This window comes from Neisseria sp. P0021.S007 (assembly GCF_051956855.1).
Genome location: NZ_JBQCXA010000007.1, coordinates 70,725 through 97,309, shown reverse-complemented (window position 1 = coordinate 97,309; position 26,585 = coordinate 70,725). Strand labels below are relative to the sequence as shown.

At 44.4% G+C, this 26,585-nt stretch carries 34 protein-coding genes and 3 pseudogenes; 34 read left to right on the top strand and 3 right to left on the bottom strand.

The window, feature by feature from the left end; genetic code table 11:
* Nucleotides 1-139 precede the first annotated feature (139 nt).
* The 34 genes from rpoC to rplQ all read left to right on the top strand — a co-directional run bounded on the left by rpoC (nt 140) and on the right by rplQ (nt 23,012).
* Nucleotides 140-4,315 (top strand): DNA-directed RNA polymerase subunit beta', encoded by a 4,176-nt coding sequence (gene rpoC / locus ACTHUR_RS09375; RefSeq protein ID WP_004521093.1) that lies wholly within the window; start codon nt 140-142, stop codon nt 4,313-4,315.
* A 329-nt stretch (nt 4,316-4,644) separates the two neighbouring features.
* The gene (gene rpsL, locus ACTHUR_RS09370; RefSeq protein ID WP_002218431.1) at nt 4,645-5,016 is read left to right on the top strand and encodes a 30S ribosomal protein S12; all 372 of its coding nucleotides are present in this window, start codon (nt 4,645-4,647) and stop codon (nt 5,014-5,016) included.
* A gap of 117 nt (nt 5,017-5,133) precedes the next feature.
* Nucleotides 5,134-5,604, top strand: coding sequence for a 30S ribosomal protein S7 (gene rpsG, locus ACTHUR_RS09365; RefSeq protein WP_002240962.1), 471 nt, complete (start codon nt 5,134-5,136; stop codon nt 5,602-5,604).
* Between the two features lie 18 nt (nt 5,605-5,622).
* On the top strand, nt 5,623-7,728 hold the full coding sequence (fusA, locus tag ACTHUR_RS09360) for an elongation factor G (protein ID WP_003749269.1): 2,106 nt from the start codon (nt 5,623-5,625) through the stop codon (nt 7,726-7,728).
* Nucleotides 7,729-7,816: 88 nt separating this feature from the next.
* On the top strand, nt 7,817-9,001 hold the full coding sequence (tuf, locus tag ACTHUR_RS09355) for an elongation factor Tu (protein ID WP_004520187.1): 1,185 nt from the start codon (nt 7,817-7,819) through the stop codon (nt 8,999-9,001).
* A gap of 17 nt (nt 9,002-9,018) precedes the next feature.
* Nucleotides 9,019-9,330 carry a 30S ribosomal protein S10 gene (gene rpsJ / locus ACTHUR_RS09350; protein ID WP_002642322.1) on the top strand — a complete coding sequence of 104 codons (312 nt, stop codon included), beginning with the start codon at nt 9,019-9,021 and terminating at the stop codon, nt 9,328-9,330.
* 252 nt (nt 9,331-9,582) lie between these two features.
* The gene (rplC, locus tag ACTHUR_RS09345; protein ID WP_004520188.1) at nt 9,583-10,227 is read left to right on the top strand and encodes a 50S ribosomal protein L3; all 645 of its coding nucleotides are present in this window, start codon (nt 9,583-9,585) and stop codon (nt 10,225-10,227) included.
* Nucleotides 10,227-10,847, top strand: a complete 621-nt coding sequence (rplD, locus tag ACTHUR_RS09340; protein ID WP_003684798.1) for a 50S ribosomal protein L4 — start codon at nt 10,227-10,229, stop codon at nt 10,845-10,847. The genes rplC and rplD overlap by 1 nt, the downstream gene beginning before the upstream one ends.
* The gene (rplW, locus tag ACTHUR_RS09335) at nt 10,844-11,158 is read left to right on the top strand and encodes a 50S ribosomal protein L23 (protein WP_002243944.1); all 315 of its coding nucleotides are present in this window, start codon (nt 10,844-10,846) and stop codon (nt 11,156-11,158) included. The genes rplD and rplW overlap by 4 nt, the downstream gene beginning before the upstream one ends.
* Before the next feature lie 5 nt (nt 11,159-11,163).
* Nucleotides 11,164-11,997 (top strand): 50S ribosomal protein L2, encoded by an 834-nt coding sequence (rplB, locus tag ACTHUR_RS09330; protein WP_003684813.1) that lies wholly within the window; start codon nt 11,164-11,166, stop codon nt 11,995-11,997.
* A 5-nt stretch (nt 11,998-12,002) separates the two neighbouring features.
* Nucleotides 12,003-12,281 carry a 30S ribosomal protein S19 gene (rpsS, locus tag ACTHUR_RS09325; RefSeq protein ID WP_002215422.1) on the top strand — a complete coding sequence of 93 codons (279 nt, stop codon included), beginning with the start codon at nt 12,003-12,005 and terminating at the stop codon, nt 12,279-12,281.
* A gap of 8 nt (nt 12,282-12,289) precedes the next feature.
* Nucleotides 12,290-12,619, top strand: coding sequence for a 50S ribosomal protein L22 (rplV, locus tag ACTHUR_RS09320; protein ID WP_003749277.1), 330 nt, complete (start codon nt 12,290-12,292; stop codon nt 12,617-12,619).
* 9 nt (nt 12,620-12,628) lie between these two features.
* On the top strand, nt 12,629-13,321 hold the full coding sequence (rpsC, locus tag ACTHUR_RS09315) for a 30S ribosomal protein S3 (protein ID WP_004520189.1): 693 nt from the start codon (nt 12,629-12,631) through the stop codon (nt 13,319-13,321).
* Complete coding sequence (gene rplP / locus ACTHUR_RS09310) at nt 13,305-13,721, top strand: 50S ribosomal protein L16 (protein ID WP_003684741.1); 417 nt, start codon at nt 13,305-13,307, stop codon at nt 13,719-13,721. Before rpsC ends, rplP begins: the two co-directional genes overlap by 17 nt.
* Complete coding sequence (gene rpmC, locus ACTHUR_RS09305) at nt 13,721-13,912, top strand: 50S ribosomal protein L29 (RefSeq protein WP_003684705.1); 192 nt, start codon at nt 13,721-13,723, stop codon at nt 13,910-13,912. Before rplP ends, rpmC begins: the two co-directional genes overlap by 1 nt.
* Nucleotides 13,912-14,175 carry a 30S ribosomal protein S17 gene (gene rpsQ / locus ACTHUR_RS09300; protein ID WP_003684766.1) on the top strand — a complete coding sequence of 88 codons (264 nt, stop codon included), beginning with the start codon at nt 13,912-13,914 and terminating at the stop codon, nt 14,173-14,175. Before rpmC ends, rpsQ begins: the two co-directional genes overlap by 1 nt.
* 227 nt (nt 14,176-14,402) lie before the next feature.
* On the top strand, nt 14,403-14,771 hold the full coding sequence (gene rplN, locus ACTHUR_RS09295; RefSeq protein WP_002215434.1) for a 50S ribosomal protein L14: 369 nt from the start codon (nt 14,403-14,405) through the stop codon (nt 14,769-14,771).
* Nucleotides 14,772-14,782: 11 nt separating this feature from the next.
* A complete protein-coding gene (gene rplX / locus ACTHUR_RS09290) occupies nt 14,783-15,106 on the top strand; it encodes a 50S ribosomal protein L24 (RefSeq protein WP_004520190.1) in 324 nt (107 codons plus the stop codon).
* A gap of 9 nt (nt 15,107-15,115) precedes the next feature.
* Nucleotides 15,116-15,655, top strand: coding sequence for a 50S ribosomal protein L5 (gene rplE, locus ACTHUR_RS09285; protein WP_003684750.1), 540 nt, complete (start codon nt 15,116-15,118; stop codon nt 15,653-15,655).
* 2 nt (nt 15,656-15,657) lie between these two features.
* A complete protein-coding gene (rpsN, locus tag ACTHUR_RS09280) occupies nt 15,658-15,963 on the top strand; it encodes a 30S ribosomal protein S14 (protein WP_003684736.1) in 306 nt (101 codons plus the stop codon).
* Nucleotides 15,964-15,977: 14 nt separating this feature from the next.
* Entirely contained in the window at nt 15,978-16,370 is a 393-nt protein-coding gene (gene rpsH, locus ACTHUR_RS09275; protein WP_003684738.1) for a 30S ribosomal protein S8, read from the top strand.
* 13 nt (nt 16,371-16,383) lie between these two features.
* Complete coding sequence (gene rplF, locus ACTHUR_RS09270; protein ID WP_004464590.1) at nt 16,384-16,917, top strand: 50S ribosomal protein L6; 534 nt, start codon at nt 16,384-16,386, stop codon at nt 16,915-16,917.
* Between the two features lie 13 nt (nt 16,918-16,930).
* Entirely contained in the window at nt 16,931-17,284 is a 354-nt protein-coding gene (gene rplR, locus ACTHUR_RS09265; protein ID WP_003749287.1) for a 50S ribosomal protein L18, read from the top strand.
* 17 nt (nt 17,285-17,301) lie between these two features.
* The gene (gene rpsE, locus ACTHUR_RS09260) at nt 17,302-17,820 is read left to right on the top strand and encodes a 30S ribosomal protein S5 (protein ID WP_003684704.1); all 519 of its coding nucleotides are present in this window, start codon (nt 17,302-17,304) and stop codon (nt 17,818-17,820) included.
* Nucleotides 17,813-17,998: a 50S ribosomal protein L30 gene (gene rpmD / locus ACTHUR_RS09255; protein ID WP_003684808.1), complete on the top strand. Its 186-nt coding sequence runs from the start codon at nt 17,813-17,815 to the stop codon at nt 17,996-17,998. The genes rpsE and rpmD overlap by 8 nt, the downstream gene beginning before the upstream one ends.
* Nucleotide 17,999: 1 nt before the next feature.
* Nucleotides 18,000-18,434 carry a 50S ribosomal protein L15 gene (gene rplO, locus ACTHUR_RS09250; protein WP_004520192.1) on the top strand — a complete coding sequence of 145 codons (435 nt, stop codon included), beginning with the start codon at nt 18,000-18,002 and terminating at the stop codon, nt 18,432-18,434.
* Between the two features lie 13 nt (nt 18,435-18,447).
* On the top strand, nt 18,448-19,761 hold the full coding sequence (secY, locus tag ACTHUR_RS09245; protein WP_004520193.1) for a preprotein translocase subunit SecY: 1,314 nt from the start codon (nt 18,448-18,450) through the stop codon (nt 19,759-19,761).
* A gap of 4 nt (nt 19,762-19,765) precedes the next feature.
* Nucleotides 19,766-19,984, top strand: coding sequence for a translation initiation factor IF-1 (infA, locus tag ACTHUR_RS09240; protein WP_003684714.1), 219 nt, complete (start codon nt 19,766-19,768; stop codon nt 19,982-19,984).
* Nucleotides 19,985-20,002: 18 nt separating this feature from the next.
* The gene (gene rpmJ / locus ACTHUR_RS09235; protein WP_003697674.1) at nt 20,003-20,116 is read left to right on the top strand and encodes a 50S ribosomal protein L36; all 114 of its coding nucleotides are present in this window, start codon (nt 20,003-20,005) and stop codon (nt 20,114-20,116) included.
* Between the two features lie 67 nt (nt 20,117-20,183).
* On the top strand, nt 20,184-20,546 hold the full coding sequence (gene rpsM / locus ACTHUR_RS09230) for a 30S ribosomal protein S13 (protein WP_003749295.1): 363 nt from the start codon (nt 20,184-20,186) through the stop codon (nt 20,544-20,546).
* A gap of 19 nt (nt 20,547-20,565) precedes the next feature.
* Entirely contained in the window at nt 20,566-20,961 is a 396-nt protein-coding gene (gene rpsK / locus ACTHUR_RS09225) for a 30S ribosomal protein S11 (protein WP_002216249.1), read from the top strand.
* A gap of 19 nt (nt 20,962-20,980) precedes the next feature.
* Nucleotides 20,981-21,601 (top strand): 30S ribosomal protein S4, encoded by a 621-nt coding sequence (rpsD, locus tag ACTHUR_RS09220; RefSeq protein ID WP_003749296.1) that lies wholly within the window; start codon nt 20,981-20,983, stop codon nt 21,599-21,601.
* A 25-nt stretch (nt 21,602-21,626) separates the two neighbouring features.
* Nucleotides 21,627-22,613, top strand: coding sequence for a DNA-directed RNA polymerase subunit alpha (locus tag ACTHUR_RS09215; RefSeq protein WP_003684706.1), 987 nt, complete (start codon nt 21,627-21,629; stop codon nt 22,611-22,613).
* A gap of 24 nt (nt 22,614-22,637) precedes the next feature.
* Nucleotides 22,638-23,012, top strand: coding sequence for a 50S ribosomal protein L17 (rplQ, locus tag ACTHUR_RS09210; protein WP_039862272.1), 375 nt, complete (start codon nt 22,638-22,640; stop codon nt 23,010-23,012).
* A gap of 145 nt (nt 23,013-23,157) precedes the next feature.
* On the opposite strand, the pseudogene cas2 reads toward rplQ, so the two are convergent.
* The 3 pseudogenes from cas2 to cas9 form a co-directional block, all read right to left on the bottom strand.
* Nucleotides 23,158-23,483: pseudogene (gene cas2 / locus ACTHUR_RS09205) on the bottom strand (CRISPR-associated endonuclease Cas2).
* Nucleotides 23,476-24,377 (bottom strand): annotated as a pseudogene (cas1, locus tag ACTHUR_RS09200) (type II CRISPR-associated endonuclease Cas1). Before cas1 ends, cas2 begins: the two co-directional pseudogenes overlap by 8 nt.
* A 176-nt stretch (nt 24,378-24,553) precedes the next feature.
* Nucleotides 24,554-26,536 (bottom strand): annotated as a pseudogene (gene cas9 / locus ACTHUR_RS09195) (type II CRISPR RNA-guided endonuclease Cas9); the annotation flags it as partial.
* Nucleotides 26,537-26,585 lie beyond the last annotated feature (49 nt).

Genomic DNA, 26,585 nt, shown 5'->3' with positions numbered 1-26,585 from the left:
GCCTTTTAAGGTCGTCTGAAAAAGCGGTTTCAGAATAAGAATGAAGCAATCGGCATTTAGGCCATCTGAAATCAAAAGTACCGTTTCCCAATATCGAAAATCCGCCATGCGGTAAAAATACTTCCTTCAAGGAGCAAAAATGAATTTGTTGAACTTATTTAATCCGTTGCAAACTGCCGGCATGGAAGAAGAGTTTGATGCCATCAAAATCGGTATTGCCTCTCCCGAAACCATCCGCTCATGGTCTTATGGCGAAGTTAAAAAACCTGAAACCATCAACTACCGCACGTTCAAACCTGAGCGTGACGGTTTATTCTGTGCCAAAATCTTTGGCCCGGTCAAAGACTATGAATGTTTGTGCGGTAAATACAAACGCTTGAAATTTAAAGGCGTAACCTGTGAAAAATGTGGCGTAGAAGTGACCCTGTCTAAAGTACGCCGCGAACGCATGGGCCACATTGAATTGGCAGCACCAGTTGCCCATATTTGGTTCTTGAAATCCCTGCCTTCCCGCTTGGGTATGGTACTGGACATGACTTTGCGCGATATCGAACGCGTATTGTACTTTGAAGCATTTGTGGTAACCGATCCCGGCATGACTCCGTTGCAACGTCGTCAATTACTGACTGAAGACGATTACTACAACAAACTGGACGAATACGGCGACGACTTCGATGCCAAAATGGGTGCAGAAGGTATCCGTGAATTGTTGCGCACCTTGGATATTACCGGCGAAATCGAAATCCTGCGTCAAGAGCTGGAATCTACCGGTTCTGACACCAAAATTAAAAAAATTGCCAAACGTTTGAAAGTATTGGAAGCTTTCCACCGTTCCGGTATGAAACTGGAATGGATGATTATGGACGTGCTGCCGGTATTGCCGCCTGATTTGCGTCCGTTGGTTCCATTGGATGGTGGTCGTTTTGCCACTTCCGATTTGAACGATTTGTACCGCCGCGTTATTAACCGTAACAACCGTCTGAAACGTCTGTTGGAACTGCATGCGCCTGACATCATCGTTCGTAACGAAAAACGTATGTTGCAAGAAGCAGTTGACTCTCTGTTGGATAACGGCCGTCGCGGTAAAGCCATGACCGGCGCCAACAAACGTCCGCTGAAATCATTGGCTGACATGATTAAAGGTAAAGGCGGCCGCTTCCGTCAAAACCTGCTGGGTAAACGTGTGGACTACTCTGGTCGTTCCGTGATTACCGTAGGTCCATACCTGCGTCTGCACCAATGTGGTCTGCCGAAAAAAATGGCGTTGGAACTGTTCAAACCATTCATTTTCCACAAATTGGAAAAACAAGGTTTGGCGTCTACCGTTAAAGCTGCGAAAAAATTGGTAGAACAAGAAGTACCTGAAGTATGGGATATCTTGGAAGAAGTGATCCGCGAACATCCGATTATGCTGAACCGTGCGCCAACCCTGCACCGTTTGGGTATTCAAGCGTTCGAACCTATCCTGATCGAAGGTAAAGCGATTCAGTTGCACCCATTGGTGTGTGCCGCATTTAACGCCGACTTTGACGGTGACCAAATGGCTGTACACGTTCCATTGAGCTTGGAAGCACAAATGGAAGCACGCACGCTGATGCTGGCTTCAAACAACGTATTGTCTCCAGCCAACGGCGAACCAATCATCGTACCTTCTCAAGATATCGTATTGGGTCTGTACTACATGACCCGCGACCGTATCAATGCCAAAGGCGAAGGCAGCCTGTTTGCCGATGTGAAAGAAGTGCATCGTGCATACCATACCAAACAGGTTGAACTGGGTACGAAAATTACCGTACGTCTGCGCGAATGGGTAAAAAACGAAGCAGGTGAGTTTGAGCCTGTCGTTAACCGTTACGAAACGACTGTCGGCCGTGCATTGTTGAGCGAAATCTTGCCTAAAGGCCTGCCGTTCGAGTACATCAACAAAGCGCTGAAGAAAAAAGAAATTTCTAAACTGATTAACGCATCATTCCGTCTGTGCGGTTTGCGTGACACAGTTATTTTTGCCGACCACTTGATGTATACCGGTTTCGGTTTTGCGGCTAAAGGCGGTATTTCCATTGCGGTTGACGATATGGAAATTCCGAAAGAAAAAGCAGCCTTGCTGGCTGAGGCTAATGCCGAAGTTAAAGAAATCGAAGACCAATACCGTCAAGGTTTGGTGACCAACGGCGAACGTTACAACAAAGTGGTCGATATTTGGGGTCGTGCCGGCGATAAGATCGCTAAAGCGATGATGGACAATCTGTCCAAACAAAAAGTTATCGACCGTGACGGCAACGAAGTTGATCAAGAGTCCTTCAACTCTATTTACATGATGGCCGACTCTGGTGCCCGTGGTTCTGCAGCTCAGATTAAACAGTTGTCCGGTATGCGTGGTTTGATGGCCAAACCTGACGGCTCTATTATCGAAACGCCAATTACCTCTAACTTCCGCGAAGGTTTGACTGTATTGCAATACTTTATTGCGACCCACGGTGCGCGTAAAGGTTTGGCGGATACCGCGTTGAAAACGGCAAACTCTGGTTACCTGACCCGTCGTCTGGTAGACGTAACTCAAGACTTGGTCGTTGTTGAAGACGATTGCGGTACTTCAGACGGCTTTGTCATGAAAGCAGTAGTACAAGGCGGTGACGTAATTGAAGCGTTGCGCGATCGTATTTTAGGCCGTGTTACAGCATCAGATGTTGTTGATCCTTCAACTGGCGAGACTTTGGTTGAGGCAGGTACACTGCTGACTGAGAAATTAGTTGATATCATTGACCAATCTGGTGTTGACGAGGTTAAAGTCCGTACGCCAATTACTTGTAAAACCCGTCATGGCTTGTGTGCACACTGTTATGGCCGCGACTTGGCGCGCGGTAAACTGGTTAACGCTGGTGAAGCTGTAGGTGTAATTGCTGCACAATCTATTGGTGAGCCAGGTACTCAGCTGACCATGCGTACGTTCCACATCGGTGGTGCGGCATCTCGTGCGGCTGCTGCCAGTCAAGTGGAAGCCAAATCCAATGGTACAGCTCGTTTCAGCAGCCAAATGCGTTACGTTGCCAACAACAAAGGCGAATTGGTTGTCATTGGCCGCTCTTGTGAAGTAGTGATTCACGACGATATCGGTCGCGAACGTGAACGTCACAAAGTACCTTACGGTGCAATCCTGCTGGTACAAGACGGCGAAGCCATTAAAGCCGGTCAAACTTTGGCAACTTGGGATCCGCATACCCGTCCGATGATCACCGAACACGCAGGTATGGTGAAATTCGAAAACGTGGAAGAGGGTGTTACCGTTGCGAAACAAACTGACGATGTAACCGGTTTGTCTACTTTGGTAGTGATTGACGGCAAACGTCGTTCTTCTAGTGCTTCTAAACTGTTGCGTCCGACTGTCAAACTGTTGGATGAAAATGGTCTGGAAATTTGCATTCCTGGTACGACTACCCCAGTTTCTATGGCATTCCCGGTCGGTGCGGTGATTACTATCCGTGAAGGTCAGGAAGTCGGTAAGGGTGATGTGTTGGCGCGTATTCCACAAGCGTCTTCTAAAACCCGCGATATTACCGGTGGTTTGCCGCGCGTTGCTGAGTTGTTTGAAGCACGCGTGCCGAAAGATGCCGGCATGTTGGCTGAAATTACCGGTACCGTTTCCTTCGGTAAAGAAACCAAAGGTAAACAGCGTCTGATTATTACCGATGTAGACGGTGTAGCATACGAAACGCTGATTTCTAAAGAGAAACAGATTTTGGTACACGACGGTCAAGTGGTAAACCGCGGTGAAACCATCGTGGATGGTGCCGTAGATCCGCATGACATTCTGCGTCTGCAAGGTATCGAAGCATTGGCTCGCTACATTGTTCAAGAGGTACAAGAGGTTTACCGCTTGCAAGGTGTGAAGATTTCCGATAAACACATCGAAGTCATCATCCGCCAAATGCTGCGCCGTGTGAACATTGTGGATGCTGGTGATACAGAGTTTATTACCGGCGAACAAGTTGAGCGTAGCGATGTGATGCTTGCCAATGAGAAAGCCATCGCTGAAGGCAAAGAGCCGGCACGTTATGAAAATGTGTTGTTGGGTATTACCAAAGCTTCCTTGTCTACCGACAGCTTCATTTCTGCAGCATCGTTCCAAGAAACAACCCGCGTCTTGACCGAGGCCGCTATCATGGGCAAACAAGACGAGCTGCGCGGTTTAAAAGAGAACGTGATTGTCGGTCGATTGATTCCTGCCGGTACAGGTTTGACCTACCACCGCAGCCGTCATCAACAATGGCAGCAAGCCGATCAAGTAACTTCTGAAACCGAAGCTTTAGACGAATAATCCCGAGGGATTATTGTGAAAATAAAACCGCAAGCCAGTCTTGCGGTTTTATTTTTTAGAGGACTTAAAAGAGGGTAGAGTTTAAGGCCGTCTGAATAAATAAGGAAAGCAATGGAGAAAATAAGTAGAGAACTAAATTGCGGACTTATTTAAAATGACAAAGGCCGTCTGAATATTTCAGACGGCCTTTGTTTCCAAAATTTAGACATAAATTGGAAAACACCAAACTTTATCAGTCATTTGCTTGACTAAACCCTTGCAATAAAAATATAATTCCAATCTTGTCGACATGGTGTCGGCAAGTATTTAACTCAACAGGACGAGAAAATATGCCAACTATTAACCAATTGGTACGCAAAGGCCGTCAAAAGCCTGTGTACGTAAACAAAGTGCCTGCACTGGAAGCTTGCCCGCAAAAACGTGGCGTCTGCACCCGTGTATACACAACTACCCCTAAAAAACCTAACTCTGCATTGCGTAAAGTATGTAAAGTTCGCCTGACCAACGGTTTTGAAGTAATTTCATATATCGGCGGTGAAGGCCACAACCTGCAAGAGCACAGCGTCGTATTGATTCGCGGCGGTCGTGTAAAAGACTTGCCAGGTGTACGTTACCACACTGTACGCGGTTCTTTGGATACTGCAGGTGTTAAAGACCGTAAACAAGCCCGTTCTAAATACGGTGCTAAGCGTCCTAAATAATTATCGGGACTCAAATAGGCACGTCGGCCGCCTAAGCTGAACAACGGCCGAGTAAGTGAATACTCAATTGGGTATTCATGGGAATTGCCCCAACTGAATAGATTAAAGGAAATTAAAATGCCAAGACGTAGAGAAGTCCCTAAGCGCGACGTACTGCCAGATCCTAAATTCGGCAGCGTTGAGCTGACTAAATTCATGAACGTATTGATGATTGACGGTAAAAAATCTGTTGCAGAACGTATCGTTTACGGTGCGTTGGAGCAAATTGAGAAAAAAACCGGCAAAGTAGCAATTGAAGTATTTAACGAAGCCATTGCAAACGCCAAACCTATCGTGGAAGTGAAAAGCCGCCGTGTAGGTGGTGCAAACTACCAAGTTCCTGTTGAAGTTCGTCCTTCACGTCGTCTGGCCTTGGCAATGCGCTGGGTTCGCGATGCGGCCCGTAAACGTGGTGAGAAATCTATGGACCTGCGTTTGGCAGGCGAATTGATTGATGCGGCTGAAGGTCGTGGCGGTGCGTTGAAAAAACGTGAAGAAGTACACCGCATGGCTGAAGCTAACAAAGCATTCTCTCACTTCCGTTTCTAATATCGAAAGGCTAACAAAATGGCTCGTAAGACCCCTATCAGCCTGTATCGCAATATCGGTATTTCTGCCCATATTGACGCGGGTAAAACAACCACAACAGAACGTATTTTGTTCTATACAGGTTTGACTCATAAATTGGGCGAAGTGCATGACGGCGCGGCTACTACCGACTACATGGAACAAGAGCAAGAGCGTGGTATTACCATTACTTCTGCTGCTGTGACTTCTTATTGGTCTGGTATGGCGAAACAGTTCCCTGAGCACCGTTTCAACATCATCGACACTCCGGGACACGTTGACTTTACTGTAGAGGTAGAGCGTTCTATGCGTGTATTGGACGGCGCGGTAATGGTTTACTGTGCAGTAGGCGGTGTTCAACCTCAATCTGAAACCGTATGGCGTCAAGCTAACAAATACCAAGTACCTCGCTTGGCATTTGTAAACAAAATGGACCGTCAAGGTGCCAACTTCTTCCGCGTTGTTGAGCAAATGAAAACCCGTTTGCGCGCAAACCCAGTACCTATCGTGATTCCGGTTGGTGCGGAAGACAGCTTCAGCGGTGTCGTTGACCTGTTGAAAATGAAATCCATTATTTGGAATGAAGCCGATAAAGGTACAACCTTTACCTATGGCGACATTCCTGCTGAATTGGTTGAGACTGCCGAAGAATGGCGTCAAAACATGATTGAAGCTGCAGCAGAAGCCAGCGAAGAATTGATGGACAAATACTTGGGCGGTGATGAGCTGACTGAAGAAGAAATCGTAGGCGCATTGCGTCAACGTACTTTGGCCGGTGAAATTCAACCAATGTTGTGCGGTTCAGCATTTAAAAACAAAGGTGTTCAACGTATGTTGGATGCAGTTGTAGAATTGCTGCCTGCTCCTACCGACATTCCTCCAGTTCAAGGTGTTAACCCTAACACTGAAGAAGCCGACAGCCGTCAAGCCAGCGATGAAGAGAAATTCTCTGCATTGGCGTTCAAAATGTTGAATGATAAATACGTTGGTCAGCTGACTTTCATCCGCGTTTACTCTGGTGTGGTGAAATCCGGTGATACCGTATTGAACTCTGTAAAAGGTACTCGCGAACGTATCGGTCGCTTGGTGCAAATGACTGCTGCAGACCGTACTGAAATTGAAGAAGTACGCGCTGGTGATATTGCAGCTGCGATCGGTCTTAAAGACGTTACTACTGGTGAGACCTTGTGTGCAGAAAGCGCACCTATCATCTTGGAACGCATGGAATTCCCTGAGCCGGTAATCCATATTGCCGTTGAGCCGAAAACCAAAGCCGACCAAGAGAAAATGGGTATCGCCCTGAACCGTCTGGCGAAAGAAGACCCTTCTTTCCGCGTTCGTACAGACGAAGAGTCCGGTCAAACCATTATTTCTGGTATGGGTGAGCTGCACTTGGAAATTATTGTTGACCGTATGAAACGCGAATTCGGCGTGGAAGCAAACATCGGTGCGCCTCAAGTGGCTTACCGTGAAACCATCCGCAAAGAAGTTGAAGCTGAATACAAACATGCCAAACAATCTGGTGGTAAAGGTCAATACGGTCACGTTGTGATCAAAATGGAACCTATGGAACCAGGTGGTGCGGGCTACGAATTTATCGATGAAATTAAAGGTGGTGTGATTCCTCGCGAATTTATTCCGTCTGTCGATAAAGGTATTCGCGATACTTTGCCTAACGGTATCGTTGCCGGTTACCCAGTAGTTGACGTACGTGTGCGTCTGATCTTCGGTTCTTCACACGATGTTGACTCCTCTCAACTGGCCTTCGAATTGGCTGCGTCTCAAGCCTTCAAAGAAGGTATGCGTAAAGCCAATCCAGCTCTGTTGGAACCAATCATGGCAGTTGAGGTGGAAACACCTGAAGAATACATGGGTGACGTAATGGGCGACTTGAACCGTCGTCGTGGTGTTGTATTGGGTATGGATGATGACGGCATCGGCGGTAAAAAAGTCCGTGCCGAAGTGCCTCTGGCAGAAATGTTCGGTTATTCTACCGACCTGCGTTCTGCAACCCAAGGCCGCGCTACTTACTCTATGGAGTTCAAGAAATATTCTGAAGCTCCTGCCCACATAGCTGCTGCTGTAACTGAAGCCCGTAAAGGCTAATCAGGCAAATAGGTCGTCTGAAAGGCTGAAATGATTTTTCAGACGGCCTCTGTTCTTTAATCGATCTTTAATGTAAAGGAATTAGCTCATGGCTAAGGAAAAATTTGAACGTAGCAAACCGCACGTAAACGTTGGCACCATCGGTCACGTTGACCATGGTAAAACCACTCTGACTGCTGCTTTGACTACTATTTTGGCTAAAAAATTTGGTGGTGCTGCAAAAGCTTACGACCAAATCGACAACGCTCCTGAAGAAAAAGCCCGCGGTATTACCATTAATACCTCACACGTAGAATACGAAACTGAAACCCGTCACTACGCACACGTAGACTGCCCAGGCCACGCCGACTACGTTAAAAACATGATTACCGGTGCTGCCCAAATGGACGGCGCGATCTTGGTATGTTCCGCAGCTGACGGTCCTATGCCACAAACTCGCGAACACATCCTGTTGGCCCGCCAAGTAGGTGTACCTTACATCATCGTATTCATGAACAAATGCGACATGGTTGACGATGCCGAGTTGTTGGAACTGGTTGAAATGGAAATCCGTGACTTGTTGTCAAGCTACGACTTCCCAGGTGATGACTGCCCAATCGTACAAGGTTCTGCACTGAAAGCCTTGGAAGGTGACGCTGGTTACGAAGAAAAAATCTTCGAATTGGCTGCTGCTCTGGACAGCTACATCCCAACACCTGAGCGTGCTGTGGACAAACCTTTCTTGTTGCCTATCGAAGACGTATTCTCTATCTCCGGTCGTGGTACAGTAGTAACCGGTCGTGTAGAGCGCGGTATCATCCACGTTGGTGACGAGATCGAAATCGTAGGTCTGAAAGAAACTCAAAAAACCACTTGTACCGGTGTTGAAATGTTCCGCAAACTGCTGGACGAAGGTCAAGCAGGTGACAACGTAGGCGTATTGCTGCGTGGTACTAAACGTGAAGATGTAGAGCGTGGTCAAGTATTGGCTAAACCAGGTACTATCACTCCTCACACCAAATTCAAAGCAGAAGTATACGTACTGAGCAAAGAAGAGGGTGGTCGTCACACTCCATTCTTCGCTAACTACCGTCCACAATTCTACTTCCGTACTACTGACGTAACTGGTGCAGTTACTTTGGAAGAAGGTGTAGAAATGGTAATGCCAGGTGAGAACGTAACCATTACTGTAGAACTGATTGCGCCTATCGCTATGGAAGAAGGTCTGCGCTTTGCGATTCGCGAAGGTGGTCGTACCGTAGGTGCGGGTGTGGTTTCTTCTGTAATTGCTTAATTGAGGGATATTGATAAATGGCAAACCAAAAAATCCGTATCCGCCTGAAAGCTTATGATTACAGTCTGATTGACCGTTCTGCGCAAGAAATCGTTGAAACTGCCAAACGTACTGGCGCTGTTGTTAAAGGTCCGATTCCTTTGCCAACTAAAATCGAACGTTTCAACATCTTGCGTTCTCCTCACGTGAATAAAACTTCTCGTGAACAATTGGAAATCCGTACCCACTTGCGTCTGATGGACATCGTGGACTGGACTGACAAAACTACTGATGCACTGATGAAACTGGATCTTCCAGCGGGTGTGGATGTAGAAATTAAAGTTCAATAAGAACTGAAAAACCGAACAGCTTGGCTGTTCGGTTTTTTTATAGAATTCTTAGGCCGTCTGAAAATTGTCAGACATTTGGCAACGCTTCATCCGAAAAAAATGATGGTTTTAAGAAGTTAAATTGAAATTTTTGTTGATATTTCTTTGATTTGTCAATTATAATGGTGGACTTGGTACATCCGTATCAAGTTTAACTTTGTCTGAAAGGCAGGCCAATCGTAGCCCGCCCCTTTACTTAAAAGGAAAATAATCATGACTTTAGGTCTGGTTGGACGCAAAGTTGGTATGACTCGCGTGTTCGACGAACAGGGTGTTTCTGTTCCGGTAACTGTTTTGGATATGTCTGCCAACCGCGTTACACAAGTGAAATCCAAAGATACTGACGGCTACACTGCTGTACAAGTTACCTTTGGTCAGAAAAAAGCTAATCGTGTCAACAAAACTGAAGCCGGTCACTTTGCTAAAGCGAGTGTTGAAGCTGGTCGCGGTTTGGTTGAGTTTGCTTTGACTGAAGAAAAGCTGGCTGAATTAAAAGTCGGTGATGAAATTACCGTTTCTATGTTTGAAGTTGGTCAATTGGTAGATGTAACCGGTACCTCTAAAGGTAAAGGTTTCTCTGGTACGATCAAACGTCATAACTTCGGTGCTCAACGTACTTCCCACGGTAACTCCCGTTCTCACCGTGTTCCTGGTTCTATCGGTATGGCACAAGACCCTGGTCGCGTGTTCCCTGGTAAACGTATGGCAGGTCAATACGGTAACACTAAAGCAACTGTTCAAAAATTGGAAGTTGTGCGTGTTGATGCTGAACGCCAACTCTTGTTGGTTAAAGGTGCTGTTCCGGGTTCGGTTAACAGCGACGTCGTGGTTCGTCCTAGCGTGAAAGTAGGTGCGTAATGGAATTGAAAGTAATTGACGCTAAAGGACAAGTATCTGGCAGCTTGGCTGTTTCTGATGCTTTGTTTGCTCGTGAATACAATGAAGCTCTGGTTCACCAACTGGTTACTGCTTACTTGGCAAATGCCCGTTCTGGTAATCGTGCTCAAAAGACTCGTGCCGAAGTAAACCACTCTACTAAAAAACCATGGCGCCAAAAAGGTACCGGTCGTGCTCGTTCCGGTATGACTTCTTCTCCGCTGTGGCGTAAAGGTGGTCGTGCATTCCCAAACAAACCTGACGAAAACTTCACTCAAAAAGTGAACCGTAAAATGTACCGTGCCGGTATGGCGACTATTTTGTCCCAATTGGCTCGTGATGAACGTTTGTTTGCAATCGAAGCATTGACTGCTGAAACTCCTAAAACCAAAGTTTTTGCTGAACAAGTGAAAAATTTGGGTTTGGAGCAAGTTCTGTTTGTAACTAAACAGCTCGACGAGAATGTTTACTTGGCTTCACGCAACTTGCCTAACGTATTGGTTTTGGAAGCTCAACAAGTTGATCCTTACAGCTTGCTGCGTTACAAAAAAGTCGTTATCACTAAAGATGCAGTTGCACAATTAGAGGAGCAATGGGTATGAATCAACAACGTTTGACTCAAGTAATCTTGGCACCTATCGTTTCTGAAAAAAGCAACGTATTGGCTGAAAAACGTAACCAAATGACGTTTAAAGTTTTGGCAAATGCAACAAAACCTGAAATTAAAGCGGCTGTTGAGCTGCTGTTCGGCGTTCAAGTTGCAGACGTTACTACTGTTACCATTAAAGGTAAAGTTAAACGTTTTGGTCGCACTTTAGGTCGTCGCAGCGATGTTAAAAAGGCTTATGTAAGCTTGGCTGCCGGTCAAGAGTTGGATTTGGAAGCCGCTGCTGCAGCTGCAGATAAGGAATAAACAAAATGGCAATCGTTAAAATGAAGCCGACCTCTGCAGGCCGTCGCGGCATGGTTCGCGTGGTAACAGAAGGTTTGCACAAAGGTGCACCTTATGCACCTCTGCTAGAAAAGAAAAATTCTACTGCCGGTCGTAACAACAATGGTCATATCACTACCCGTCATAAAGGTGGTGGCCATAAACATCATTACCGCGTTGTAGATTTTAAACGTAACAAAGACGGTATCCCTGCAAAAGTAGAGCGTATCGAATATGACCCTAACCGTACTGCATTTATCGCACTGTTGTGCTATGCAGATGGTGAGCGTCGCTACATCATTGCTCCTCGTGGTATTCAAGCCGGTGCAGTATTGGTTTCCGGTGCTGAGGCTGCTATCAAAGTAGGTAACACTTTGCCGATCCGCAATATTCCTGTTGGTACAACTATTCACTGTATCGAAATGAAACCAGGTAAAGGTGCGCAAATTGCGCGTTCTGCTGGTGCTTCTGCGGTATTGCTTGCAAAAGAAGGTGCTTACGCTCAAGTTCGTTTGCGTTCTGGTGAAGTACGCAAAATTAGCGTAAATTGCCGTGCAACTATCGGTGAAGTTGGTAACGAAGAACAAAGCCTCAAAAAAATCGGTAAAGCTGGTGCTAACCGCTGGCGTGGTATTCGTCCGACCGTTCGTGGTGTTGTAATGAACCCTGTTGATCACCCGCATGGTGGTGGTGAAGGCCGTACTGGTGAAGCTCGCGAACCGGTTAGCCCATGGGGTACTCCTGCTAAGGGCTACCGCACTCGTAATAACAAACGCACGGATAACATGATTGTTCGTCGTCGTTACTCAAATAAAGGTTAATTAGTATGGCTCGTTCATTAAAAAAAGGCCCATATGTAGACCTGCATTTGCTGAAAAAAGTAGATGCTGCTCGTGCAAGCAACGACAAACGCCCAATTAAAACTTGGTCACGTCGTTCTACCATTTTGCCTGATTTCATTGGTCTGACTATCGCTGTACACAACGGTCGCACTCACGTGCCTGTGTTTATCAGTGACAACATGGTTGGTCATAAATTAGGTGAGTTCTCATTGACCCGTACCTTTAAAGGCCACTTGGCCGATAAAAAGGCTAAAAAGAAATAAGGTGAATCATGAGAGTAAGTGCACAACATAAAAACGCCCGTATTTCAGCTCAAAAAGCTCGTTTGGTAGCTGATTTGATTCGTGGTAAAGACGTTGCCCAAGCTTTGAATATCTTGGCATTCAGCCCTAAAAAAGGTGCTGAGCTGATTAAAAAAGTATTGGAATCAGCAATCGCCAATGCCGAACACAACAATGGTGCAGACATTGACGAACTGAAAGTGGTAACTATCTTTGTTGACAAAGGTCCAAGCTTGAAACGTTTTCAAGCTCGTGCCAAAGGTCGCGGTAACCGCATCGAGAAACAAACTTGTCATATTAACGTGACAGTGGGCAACTAAGGAAAAGCTATGGGACAAAAGATTAACCCTACAGGCTTTCGCCTGGCGGTAACTAAAGACTGGTCTTCAAAATGGTTTGCTAAAAGCACCGACTTTTCTACTGTTTTGAAACAAGATATTGATGTTCGTAACTACTTGCGTAAAAAACTGGCTAATGCTTCAGTTGGTCGCGTAGTGATCGAGCGTCCTGCTAAATCTGCACGTATTACTATTCACTCTGCTCGTCCAGGTGTGGTTATTGGTAAAAAAGGTGAGGATATTGAAATCTTGAAGCGTGACTTGCAAACTCTGATGGGTGTGCCTGTTCATGTAAATATTGAAGAGATTCGTCGTCCTGAATTGGATGCACAAATCATTGCTGATGGTATTGCCCAGCAGCTTGAAAAACGTGTTCAATTCCGTCGCGCTATGAAACGTGCAATGCAAAATGCAATGCGTTCTGGTGCTAAAGGCATCAAGATCATGACTTCAGGTCGTCTGAATGGTGCTGATATCGCTCGTAGCGAATGGTACCGTGAAGGTCGTGTGCCTTTGCATACTTTGCGTGCGAACGTAGATTATGCAACTAGCGAAGCGCACACTACTTATGGTGTACTGGGTCTGAAAGTTTGGGTTTATACAGAAGGTAATATTAAATCTTCTAAACCTGAGCATGAGAAGAAACAAAGAAAGGCAGGTGGACGTAATGCTGCAGCCAACTAGACTGAAATATCGCAAGCAACAAAAAGGTCGTAATACCGGTATTGCTACTCGCGGTAACAAAGTAAGTTTCGGTGAGTTCGGTTTGAAAGCCGTAGGTCGTGGTCGTTTGACTGCCCGCCAAATCGAAGCTGCTCGTCGTACTATGACTCGTCATATTAAACGTGGCGGTCGTATTTGGATTCGTGTATTCCCTGATAAACCAATTACTGAAAAACCTATCCAAGTTCGTATGGGTGGCGGTAAAGGTAATGTGGAATATTACATTGCTGAAGTTAAACCAGGCAAAGTATTGTACGAAATGGACGGTGTTCCTGAGTCTTTGGCTCGTGAAGCATTTGAATTGGCCGCTGCCAAATTGCCTATTCCTACAACCTTTGTAGTAAGACAGGTGGGTCAATAATGAAAGCAAATGAATTGAAAGACAAATCTATTGAGCAATTAAACTCTGATTTGTTGGACTTGTTGAAAGCTCAGTTTGGCTTACGCATGCAAAATGCAACCGGTCAGTTGGGTAAATCTAGCGAGTTGAAACGTGTACGTCGCGATATTGCTCGTATTAAAACCATTTTAACTGAAAAAGGTGCTAAGTAATGAGCGAAGCTAAAAATGTTCGTACTTTGCAAGGCAAAGTGGTAAGCGACAAAATGGACAAAACTGTTACAGTATTGGTTGAACGTAAGGTTAAACACCCTCTGTACGGTAAAATTATTCGTTTATCAACTAAAATCCATGCCCATGATGAAAACAATCAATATGGCATTGGTGATGTAGTGGTAATCGAGGAATCTCGTCCTTTGTCAAAAACCAAGTCTTGGGTTGTAAAGGAATTGGTTGAGAAAGCCCGTACTGTTTGATTTAAAACACAGTAATGCAGCTTAATAAGAAACGAAGTCTTGCAGCAAAGTTAATTTGCGTGTAAACTTCGTTTCTTATCTTCCAGCTTCTTATGGAAGTTTCTCTCCCTTCGGGATCCAAGACTGGTTTACTAGAACCGTGATGGTTTCATTTAATAAGCAGCTTAAAGTAAGGTGCGAGTTATATGAAAGTGGTAAATTAAGTTGGTTAATTTAAAGGTACTAATATGATTCAAATGCAGACCATCTTAGATGTGGCTGATAACTCTGGTGCGCGTCGCGTAATGTGCATCAAAGTATTAGGCGGATCTAAGCGTCGCTACGCTTCTGTTGGCGACATTATTAAAGTTGCAGTTAAAGATGCAGCCCCGCGTGGTCGTGTCAAAAAAGGTGATGTATACAATGCGGTAGTTGTTCGTACTGCTAAAGGTGTGCGTCGTCCTGATGGTGCGTTAATTAAATTCGATAACAATGCTGCTGTGTTGTTGAATAATAAACTTGAACCTCTGGGTACCCGTATTTTTGGTCCGGTAACCCGTGAATTGCGTACTGAGCGATTTATGAAAATCGTTTCATTGGCGCCTGAAGTATTATAAGGAATAGCGCGATGAATAAAATCATTAAAGGCGATCAGGTTGTAGTGATTACCGGTAAAGATAAAGGTAAGCAAGGTCAAGTAGTTCGAGTATTGGGTGATAAAGTTGTTGTTGAGGGTGTTAATGTTGTAAAACGCCATCAAAAACCTAATCCAATGCGTGGTATTGAGGGTGGCATTATTGCTAAAGAAATGCCTTTAGATATTTCTAATATTGCAATCCTGAATCCGGAAACTAATAAAGCAGACCGTGTTGGTATTAAGCTGATTGAAAATGAAGGCAAAGTTAAACGCGTTCGTTTCTTCAAATCAAATGGCTCTATCATTGGAGCATAAGGAGATAACATGGCTCGTTTGAGAGAGTTTTATAAAGATACAGTTGTTCCTGAATTGGTTAAACAATTTGGTTACAAATCAGTAATGGAAGTTCCACGTATTGAAAAAATCACCTTAAATATGGGTGTAGGTGAAGCTGTTGCTGATAAAAAAGTAATGGAGCATGCTGTTTCTGATTTAGAGAAAATTGCTGGTCAAAAACCAGTTGTTACTGTTGCTCGTAAATCTATCGCAGGTTTTAAAATCCGTGATAACTATCCAGTTGGTTGCAAAGTAACATTGCGTCGTGATCAAATGTTTGAATTCTTAGATCGTTTGATTACTATTGCATTGCCTCGCGTACGTGACTTCCGCGGTGTAAGCGGTAAATCATTTGATGGTCGTGGCAATTACAATATGGGCGTTCGTGAGCAAATTATTTTCCCGGAAATTGAATACGATAAAATCGATGCTTTGCGTGGTTTGAATATTACTATTACAACTACTGCAAAAACTGATGAAGAAGCGAAAGCTTTGTTGTCACTGTTCAAGTTTCCGTTTAAAGGATAATCATGGCTAAGAAAGCACTTATTAATCGTGAGCTGAAACGTCAAGCATTGGCGAAAAAGTTTGCAGCTAAACGTGAGGCAATTTTCGCTGTTATTAATGATGCTAATGCGACTGAAGAAGAACGTTTTGAGGCACGTTTGAAATTTCAATCCATTCCTCGTAATGCAGCACCTGTACGTCAACGTCGTCGTTGTGCTTTAACAGGTCGTCCTCGTGGCACTTTCCGTAAATTTGGTTTGGGCCGTATTAAAATCCGTGAAATCGCTATGCGTGGCGAGATCCCTGGTGTTGTTAAAGCTAGCTGGTAATAGGAGTATAAATAATGAGTATGCATGATCCTATTTCCGATATGTTGACTCGTATTCGCAATGCGCAACGTGCTAATAAAGCAGCAGTTGCCATGCCTTCTTCTAAACTGAAATGTGCAATTGCAAAAGTTCTGAAAGAAGAAGGTTATATCGAGGATTTTGCGGTTTCTGCTGATGCAAAACCGGTATTGGAAATTCAATTGAAATACTATGCAGGTCGTCCTGTGATTGAGCAAATTAAACGTGTTTCACGTCCAGGTTTGCGTATTTACAAAGCATCAAGTGAGATCCCTAGCGTAATGAATGGCCTGGGTGTCGCTATTGTTAGTACTTCTAAAGGTGTAATGACTGATCGCAAAGCCCGTTCTGAGGGTGTTGGTGGTGAGTTGTTGTGCATCGTAGCCTAGTGGAGAAAAGTAAATGTCACGCGTCGCAAAAAACCCAGTGACTGTTCCTGCTGGTGTAGAAGTAAAATTCGGAACAGATGCATTGGTTATCAAAGGTAAAAACGGCGAATTGTCTTTTCCTTTGCATTCCGATGTTGCTATTGAACTGAACGATGGTAAATTGACTTTTGCTGCAAAAAATGACAGTAAACAGGCTAATGCTATGTCTGGTACTGCTCGTGCATTGGTTAATAACATGGTTAAGGGTGTTTCTGAAGGTTTTGAGAAAAAACTTCAATTGATTGGTGTGGGTTATCGTGCCCAAGCTCAGGGCAAAGTTTTGAACTTGTCTTTGGGTTTCTCTCATCCAATCGTATACGAAATGCCTGAAGGTGTTTCTGTTCAAACTCCTAGCCAAACAGAAATCGTTTTGACTGGTGCAGATAAACAAGTGGTTGGCCAAGTCGCTGCTGAAATTCGTGCATTCCGTTCTCCTGAGCCTTATAAAGGTAAAGGTGTTCGTTATGTGGGTGAAGTAGTAGTGATGAAAGAAGCCAAGAAAAAATAATTGAGGTTCACTAATGGATAAACATACAACCCGACTCCGTCGTGCACGCAAAACCCGTGCGCGTATTGCGGACTTGAAAATGGTAAGATTATGTGTGTTCCGCAGCAATAATCATATTTATGCTCAAGTAATTAGTGCTGAAGGTGATAAAGTATTGGCTCAAGCCTCTACATTGGAAGCTGAAGTACGTAGTAGCCTGAAATCAGGTAGTAACGTTGAAGCAGCAGCTGTAGTTGGTAAGCGTATTGCTGAAAAAGCTAAAGCAGTGGGTGTTGAAAAAGTTGCTTTTGACCGTTCAGGTTTCCAATATCACGGTCGTGTGAAAGCTTTGGCTGAAGCTGCACGTGAAAATGGTTTAAGCTTCTAATATTTGGAGACTTTCAGATGGCAAAACATGAAATTGAAGAACGCGGTGACGGCCTGATTGAAAAGATGGTCGCAGTTAATCGCGTGACTAAAGTAGTTAAAGGTGGCCGTATCATGGCTTTCTCTGCACTGACTGTTGTTGGTGATGGTGATGGTCGCATCGGTATGGGCAAAGGTAAATCAAAAGAAGTACCAGTTGCTGTTCAAAAAGCAATGGATCAAGCTCGACGCTCTATGATTAAAGTACCTTTGAAAAACGGTACTATTCATCATGAAGTTATTGGTCGTCATGGTGCTACTAAGGTATTTATGCAACCTGCTAAAGAAGGTAGCGGTGTGAAAGCTGGTGGTCCAATGCGTTTAGTATTTGATGCTATGGGTATTCATAACATTTCAGCTAAAGTACATGGTTCTACTAATCCTTACAATATTGTACGCGCTACATTAGACGGTTTGTCTAAATTGTATACCCCTGCTGATATTGCTGCTAAACGTGGCTTGACAGTAGAAGATATTTTGGGAGCTAACCATGACTGAGCAAAAAAAGATTAAAGTTACATTGGTTAAGAGCCTGATCGGTACAATTGAATCTCATCGTGCATGTGCTCGCGGTTTAGGTTTGCGCCGTCGTGAACATACTGTAGAGGTTTTGGATACCCCTGAAAACCGTGGCATGATCAATAAAATCAGCTACTTGTTGAAAGTGGAGTCTTAATATGTTTTTGAATACTATTCAACCTGCTGAGGGTGCTACTCACGCTAGTCGTCGTGTAGGCCGTGGTATTGGTAGCGGCTTGGGTAAGACAGGTGGTCGTGGTCATAAAGGTCAAAAAAGCCGTTCTGGTGGCTTCCACAAGGTAGGTTTTGAAGGCGGTCAAATGCCTTTGCAACGTCGTCTGCCGAAACGTGGTTTCAAATCTTTGACTGCGGCCGCTAATGCTGAAGTTCGTTTGAGTGAATTGAATCTGATTGCTGTGAACGAGATTGATGTCTTGGTTCTTAAACAAGCTGGTCTGATTCCTGCAACTGCTTCTAATGTAAAAGTTATTGCTTCTGGTGAAATCTCAAAAGCAGTTACCTTGAAAGGTGTAAAAGCTACTAAAGGTGCTAAAGCTGCTATTGAAGCTGCCGGTGGTAAAGTAGAAGAATAAGGCTTGCACTACAGTGGCTAATCAACAATCTTTATCAGGATTATCCAAATTTGGTGATCTGAAAAAACGTCTGGTGTTCCTTTTAGGTGCTTTAGTCGTTTTCCGTATTGGTGCTCATATACCGGTACCGGGCGTAGATGCTGTTGCATTAGCTAAGTTATACGAAGGCGCTGCAAACGGCATATTCGGAATGTTAAATATGTTCTCGGGTGGTTCGTTGGAGCGCTTTAGTATATTTGCAATTGGTATCATGCCTTATATTTCATCGTCGATTATTGTTCAGCTTGCTTCTGAAATTGTTCCTTCTTTAAAAGCTTTAAAGAAGGAAGGTGAGGCTGGTAGGAAAATAATTACGAAATATACTAGGTATGGGACGGTATTATTGGCTGTATTGCAAAGCTTTGGTGTTGCAACATTTGTTTATCAACAAGGTGTTGTTGTAACGAGTTCGCTTGAGTTTCATATTTCTACAGTGGTCTGTTTGGTTACAGGTACTATGTTTCTGATGTGGTTAGGGGAGCAAATTACCGAGCGTGGTATTGGTAATGGTATTTCTTTAATTATTACAGCAGGCATTGTATCGGGTATCCCATCCGGTATTGTTCGGTTATTAACTTTGACTGAACAAGGCTCTATGAGTATGTTGATGGCGGTATCAATTGTGATTGGTATTTTGCTGTTGATCTATGCTGTAGTTTATTTTGAGAGTGCTCAGCGTAAAGTTCCTGTGCATTATGCTAAAAGACAGTTTGGCTCTGGAATAATGCCGGGACAAAGCATTCATATGCCGTTCAAGCTAAATATGGCAGGTGTTATTCCTCCTATTTTTGCTTCCAGTATTATTTTATTTCCATCTACACTTTTAGGTTGGTTTGGTTCAAATAGTACGAATTCTGTTCTTCATAAGGTTGCTGCAATGCTGCAACACGGACAGCCTTTGTATATTGGATTGTTTGCAACAACTATTATCTTCTTCTGCTATTTCTATACTGCTTTAGTATTTAGCCCTAAAGAAATGGCTGAGAATTTGAAGAAAAGTGGTGCATTTGTACCTGGTATTCGCCCAGGTGAGCAAACTTCTAGATATTTGGAAAAAGTTGTACTGAGACTAACATTATTTGGTGCTTTGTATATCACTACAATCTGTCTGATACCTGAATTTTTAACGACAGCATTGAATGTACCTTTCTATTTAGGCGGAACATCTTTGCTTATCTTGGTTGTCGTTACAATGGATTTTAGGACGCAAATCAATTCCTACGTAATGAGCAGTCAGTATGAAGATTTGATGAGTCGTCCAGATATGAAATCTTTATCACGTAAGTAGGCTTATGGCTAAAGAAGATACCATACAGATGCAGGGTGAAATCCTTGAGACTTTGCCCAATGCAACGTTTAAAGTAAAACTGGAAAATGATCATGTAGTACTTGGTCATATCTCTGGAAAAATGCGAATGCACTATATCCGTATTTCTCCAGGTGATAAGGTAACAGTTGAATTAACTCCTTATGATTTAACCCGTGCTCGGATTGTTTTCCGAGCAAGATAAACGATAAAAGGAAATAAAATGCGTGTACAACCTTCTGTAAAGAAAATTTGTCGCAATTGCAAGATTATTCGTCGTAATCGTGTAGTTCGCGTAATTTGTACTGACCCACGTCACAAACAACGTCAAGGTTAAGAAGCTAGTTTTCTTAACTATTGATTTTGTGGTATAGTGACATACTTTGCCCTAAAAAGGAAAAAATATGGCTCGTATTGCAGGGGTAAATATCCCTAATAATGCCCATATCGTAATTGGCCTTCAGGCTATTTATGGTATTGGTGCGACTCGTGCTAAATTGATTTGTGAGGCAGCAAATATTGCTCCTACTACTAAAGCAAAAGATTTGGACGAGGCTCAATTAGACGCTTTGCGTGAGCAAGTTGCTAAATATGAAGTTGAAGGCGATTTGCGTCGTGAAGTAACGATGAGCATTAAACGACTGATGGATATGGGTTGCTATCGCGGCTTCCGTCATCGTCGTGGCTTGCCTTGTCGTGGTCAACGCACTCGCACAAATGCTCGTACCCGTAAAGGTCCGCGCAAAGCGATTGCCGGTAAGAAATAAATTTTAAGGAATTTGATTAATGGCTAAAGCAAACACAGCTTCGCGTGTACGTAAAAAAGTACGTAAAACCGTAAGCGAAGGTATTGTGCACGTTCATGCATCTTTCAACAATACCATCATTACAATCACTGACCGTCAAGGCAATGCATTGTCTTGGGCTACCTCTGGCGGCGCTGGTTTTAAAGGTTCTCGTAAAAGTACACCATTTGCAGCACAAGTTGCAGCAGAAGCAGCTGGTAAAGTTGCCCAAGAGTATGGCGTTAAAAATTTAGAAGTCCGCATTAAAGGCCCTGGCCCTGGTCGCGAATCTTCTGTACGTGCTTTAAACGCTCTTGGTTTCAAGATTACCAGCATTACTGACGTTACCCCGTTGCCTCATAACGGTTGCCGTCCGCCTAAAAAACGTCGTATTTAATATTGGAGTGATTTAAAACATGGCACGTTATATTGGCCCTAAATGTAAATTAGCACGTCGCGAAGGTACGGATCTGTTTTTGAAGAGTGCACGTCGCTCTTTGGATTCAAAATGTAAAATGGATTCTGCACCTGGTCAGCACGGTGCGAAAAAACCACGTTTGTCAGACTACGGTTTGCAATTGCGTGAAAAACAAAAAATCCGTCGTATTTATGGTGTGTTAGAACGCCAATTCCGTCGTTACTTTGCGGAAGCTGATCGTCGTAAAGGTTCTACCGGTGAATTGCTGTTGCAATTGCTGGAGTCCCGTTTGGATAATGTCGTTTATCGTATGGGTTTTGGCTCTACCCGCGCTGAAGCACGTCAATTGGTTTCTCATAAAGCTATCGTTGTAAACGGTCAGGTTGTTAATATCCCTTCTTTCCAAGTTAAAGCAGGCGATGTTGTAGCTGTTCGTGAAAAAGCTAAGAAACAAGTACGTATCCAAGAGGCATTGAGCTTGGCTACTCAAATTGGCTTGCCAAGCTGGGTATCTGTTGATGCCGACAAATTGGAAGGTGTATTCAAAAATATGCCGGATCGCTCAGAATTGTCTGGCGATATTAATGAACAGCTGGTGGTAGAGTTCTACTCTAAATAATGCTAGCTCAATGAGGGACAGTTAAATGCAAAATAGCACAACCGAATTTTTGAAACCTCGTCAAATCGATGTAGATACCTTGTCTTCTACTCGAGCTAAGGTGTCTATGCAGCCATTTGAGCGTGGTTTTGGTCATACTTTAGGTAATGCTTTGCGTCGTATCTTACTGTCATCCATGAATGGCTTTGCCCCAACTGAAGTAGTTATTTCTGGCGTATTGCACGAATACTCTACTATTGATGGTGTTCAGGAGGATGTTGTTGACGTTCTCTTGAACATTAAAGGTATCGTATTCAAGCTTCACGGTCGTAACCAAGTTCAGTTGACTTTGAAGAAAACAGGTGCCGGTGCAGTTGTAGCCGGTGATATTGATTTGCCACACGATGTGGAAATCATCAATCCTGAACATGTTATTTGCCACTTGGCTGACAATGGCCAAATCGACATGGAAATTAAAGTAGAGCAAGGTCGTGGTTATCAGTCTGTTTCAGGCCGTCGCGTATTGCGTGATGAGAACAAACAGATTGGTGCGATTCAGTTGGATGCGAGCTTTTCGCCCATCAGTCGTGTTAGCTTTGAAGTTGAACCTGCACGCGTAGAGCAACGCACGGATTTGGATAAATTGGTTTTGGATATTGAAACCAATGGTTCTATTGATCCAGAAGAAGCTGTACGTAGTGCCGCACGTATCTTAATTGACCAAATGTCTATTTTTGCAGATCTGCAAGGTACTCCGGTTGAAGAGGTTGAAGAAAAAGCACCTCCTATCGATCCTATCTTGCTGCGTCCTGTAGATGATTTGGAATTAACCGTACGTTCAGCTAATTGTCTGAAAGCTGAAGATATTTACTATATTGGCGATTTGATTCAACGTACTGAAACCGAGCTTCTCAAGACCCCTAATTTGGGTCGTAAATCTTTGAATGAGATCAAAGAAGTGTTGGCCTCTAAAGGTCTGACATTAGGTTCCAAATTAGAAGCTTGGCCGCCTGTAGGCTTAGAAAAGCCGTAAGTTTGAAGATTAAAGGATAATGACATGCGTCATCGTAATGGCAACCGCAAATTAAACCGTACTAGCAGCCACCGTGCTGCGATGCTGCGCAATATGGCGAATTCCTTGTTGACTCACGAAACCATCGTGACAACTTTGCCTAAAGCAAAAGAATTGCGCCGCGTAGTTGAGCCCTTGATTACCTTGGGTAAAAAACCTTCTTTGGCAAACCGTCGTTTGGCTTTTGACCGCACTCGCGATCGTGATGTTGTAGTTAAATTGTTTGACGAATTGGGTCCACGCTTTGCTGCTCGTAACGGCGGCTATATTCGTGTACTGAAATACGGTTTCCGTAAAGGCGACAATGCTCCTTTGGCATTGGTTGAATTGGTTGATAAAGCAGCTGATTCTGCTGAATAAGCAAATTAATATGAAAGCACTACCTGTTTAGGTGGTGCTTTTTTATTTGGATAGACCCTTTCTCATTTCGCAGTGCTACAATACTTCAACGGGAAACCCTTATTCTATAAGGGTTTCCCGTTTTATTTTGTCTAAAAAAGCAGCCTTAAAATAATAATAGTTGGTCGGAATTTACCCTTTTTTCTTGGATTTTCAGCTCTCCCAACAGCAGTTTCATGGTGGTATATTGCTTTTCTGTTACTTCCAAACAGCGGATTGAGCCTTCTTGCGGTAGGTTTGCACATAGCCTATTGTGGTGTTTTTGCAACGAATCTCGACCTTTGACAATACGGCTGTATACGGAAAGTTGGAGCATTTGGTATCCATCTTTTAAAGGAACTGGCGGAATTGATTGGCGGCTTTGCGCTTGGCCGCCGTGGTAACAGGTAGGTCGAAGAAGACGATAATCCTCATAAATTTAGCCTCACTCATATTGGTATTCTTTCAATGGCAAGATTTCGGGCAGTTTCAGCTGTTTAGCGTTTTTGTTAGTTACGCTGGCTTGAAATGAAGAAATCATTTTGTCGATGGCAGCCAAGGTGCTGAAATGTTGCCGTTCGATGCAGATTTGATAGTGAAGGATCTTGATAAGGTTTTGTTTGAGGTTGGGTGTCAGTTCAGTTTTCAGACGGCCTTGTTTATGCAAATGTATAACGACCAGGTCGGCCAATGGGCGTAAGGGTTCGAGAAAGTCATCGGCGAGGTTGAATGGATTTAGTTCGCTCCTATGAAACAAGCCTAATGCAGGCAACCAACCATATAAGGTCAGGGCGCGTGCTACTGCTGCACGGAGTACGGCGTAGGTGTAGTTCAATGCGGCATTGACGTACGGGTAAACTTTTCCCCAAAGAGGGCTTGGAAGTAGAGGGCGGCAGCTTGGGCTTCACGGTTTCCTGTATCGCCTGAACGGACTTCGACTGCCAAAGTGCGCAGCCGTTTGGTTGCAAGATCATTGCCTGTTTCGTCTGCGACAAATGCTTGATTTAGGATTTTTTGGCGGACGATATGTTGCCAGAGTTGCTTTTTTAAGGGTTCGCTTATATTCAGTTGCAGCTTGAGGATTTTAAGTTGGCGGTGATATTGGGCATAAGGCAGCCATTGTCCGTAGGGTAGGAATTGCTCATCACATGTCAGCAGGGTTGCACTATGATCGGCTAAGGCTGATAAGAGCGGGGCGGTAATTAGGGTTTCGCGGTTTTCGATGATGATAACGGCGATGTCTTCTAATGGTACGGTATGGGACTCGCCGTTTTGTTGAATCAGCAGTTGCCGGCGTTGTAAGGATAATTTACCGCCGTTTTGAATGAGCAGGCTGCGCCAAGTCATGTTTTTCCCCTTATTTTTTATAAAAAATCCCTGCTTCAGGCCGTCTGAAACAGGGATAGATTAATTTAACGGACAGGTGGGCGTTTTTTCAGACGGCATGGTCTGATTTCTTTGCCGAGTTCGTCGATTTGGTATTTTGGGAATGAAAGGGCGGTTTTGACACCGATTCGATATATGCCGTCTTCGTCGAATTTTTGCAGCAGAATCCGTTGTTTTTTACTGCGAGGAAAACGGCTGGTTTCAACACGCGCTTTAAATTCCTGCCATTCGCGGCTGTTGTCTTTGCCGTTGAAGTATTCGTAAGGGGTTTGATTACCTTTGTTTTGGTTTTCGCTGCCCAATACCAGCACTTTATTGTTGAAACTGTCGTCCCATGTGCGCGAGAACGGCAGGGCATGGTCGATTTCGATATAGCCTTTTTCGTTCAGACGGCCTAGGTTGATTTCTTTGCCCGAATACAGGCATTTGCCGTGTTGTTGCTCGTACAGGCGCAGTTTCAGAATATCTTTGGATTTGGGTTCGCCGACAAAATTGGGGAAATACTCTCGGAACTTAGCGGCGGCTTTTTCCCGGTCTTTACGGTTTTCTTCTTGGCGTTTTTCGATTTCTTTGCGGTCTTTAAACGATTTGCCTACTTCCCTTGCCGTTTCAATATGGATACGTGCAGGGGAGCCGTACCGGCGTACAACGGCATTTATGACTTTTCTGGCTTGAGATAAGGCGCGCAAGACGACGGGGTTGCGGATTTCGTCGGCGGGAATCGGCGGCAGATAAATCTTTTCTTCCGCATTTTTCTTGCCGTAATGGTCTCCGTAGATTTCGGCGCAGGCTTCATCGTAACGTTTGCCTTGCTCCATTAGAGGCACAATTCGGCGCAATGCTTTCAAGGAAATTTGGACGAACTTGTCGAAGCTGATGTGTTTTAACAGCGCTTCTAAAATTTCGGGCTGAACACGGTCTTTCAGACGGCCTGTAATGTCTTCATCGGTTTTGAACAGGGAGAATGCCGTGCCGATTTCGTCTTGTAATTCGGGAGAAAGGTTTAATGGGGATTTTTTGTCTTTCAATCCTTCTTTTTCCAGCGCACGGCTGATGGCATGGTAGGCCTTCATTTCCATCAATGTTGAGGCTTCGGCATTGTCTTTACCATAGCGCAAGCCTTTGAAAAAGGCGGTATCTTCTAAACCCAGCAGCTTACGGGCTTGTGCGTAAGTCAGTTTGGATTTTCTGTATGGCTCGTCCATAAGCGTGGCGCGTTCGGTAGTGGTCAATGGCCGCTCGCTGCCTTGCTCTAAAATACGCAGGTTGTTCAGCTTGGTCAGCCAGATGAAACGTCCGGCGGTGTAGGTGTTTTTAGCGGCTTTCGGCTCTGTCGGCTCAAAGGTGCAATACCCCAACATTTTTTGAACAGCATCGCCAGACAGGGCAGGGCGTTGCGCCATCAGCAGGGTTTCAATACCTTCTTTAAGGCCGTCTGAAACATGCGGATTGCCGAATTCTTTTTGTTTTTCAAACAGTAAATTCAGCTCTGCTTGTAAATCTTTGCGGTTGAACGTATGCGAATAATCGCCGCGTTGGTTGCGGATATGGCCGCTTTCTTTCTCAAATTTATTTAAAGCTAATTCGGCTGGTGTGCGGAAATTGCCTGTTTGTAAGGCATGGGCATTGTCGGCTACGCCTTTAAGCAAAGCGCCAAGCTCCTTATCGGCAGTTTCGCCCTCGTTTTTTCTTTGCGACAAATAGCCGCGATGTTTGATTAAATGCAACAAGACTGCCGACCACTCCAAAGGCGTCAGTTTGCGATCTAATGCGGCTGCGCGAAGTTGCCATGGTGTATTCGGTAAGGATTTAATCAAGCCGTTTTCATCAAAATCGGCGGCTTGTAATACGCCTTCGCGTTTCAATAGACGGCGGGCCCGAAGCAGACGGTGGGCGCGACGGCGGGTCAGGCGGCGAACACTGCGTGCCAAGCGTCTTGCCGCTGCGAGAGAGTCGCCTGTTTTCGGTACTTCTGCACGCTCAAATACGCGCACGCCCAAATCAATCAGGCGGATGGGGTTTTCTTCTTCGTTAATTTCTACCATCGCCCAGCCGACGGATGCAATGCCGATATCGAGACCGAGGATGTAGTTGATTGGATTGGGTTTGAATGCAGCCATCAGTTTCTCCGTAATGTGATGTTTGGTAAGTATAAATATATCCTAGGTA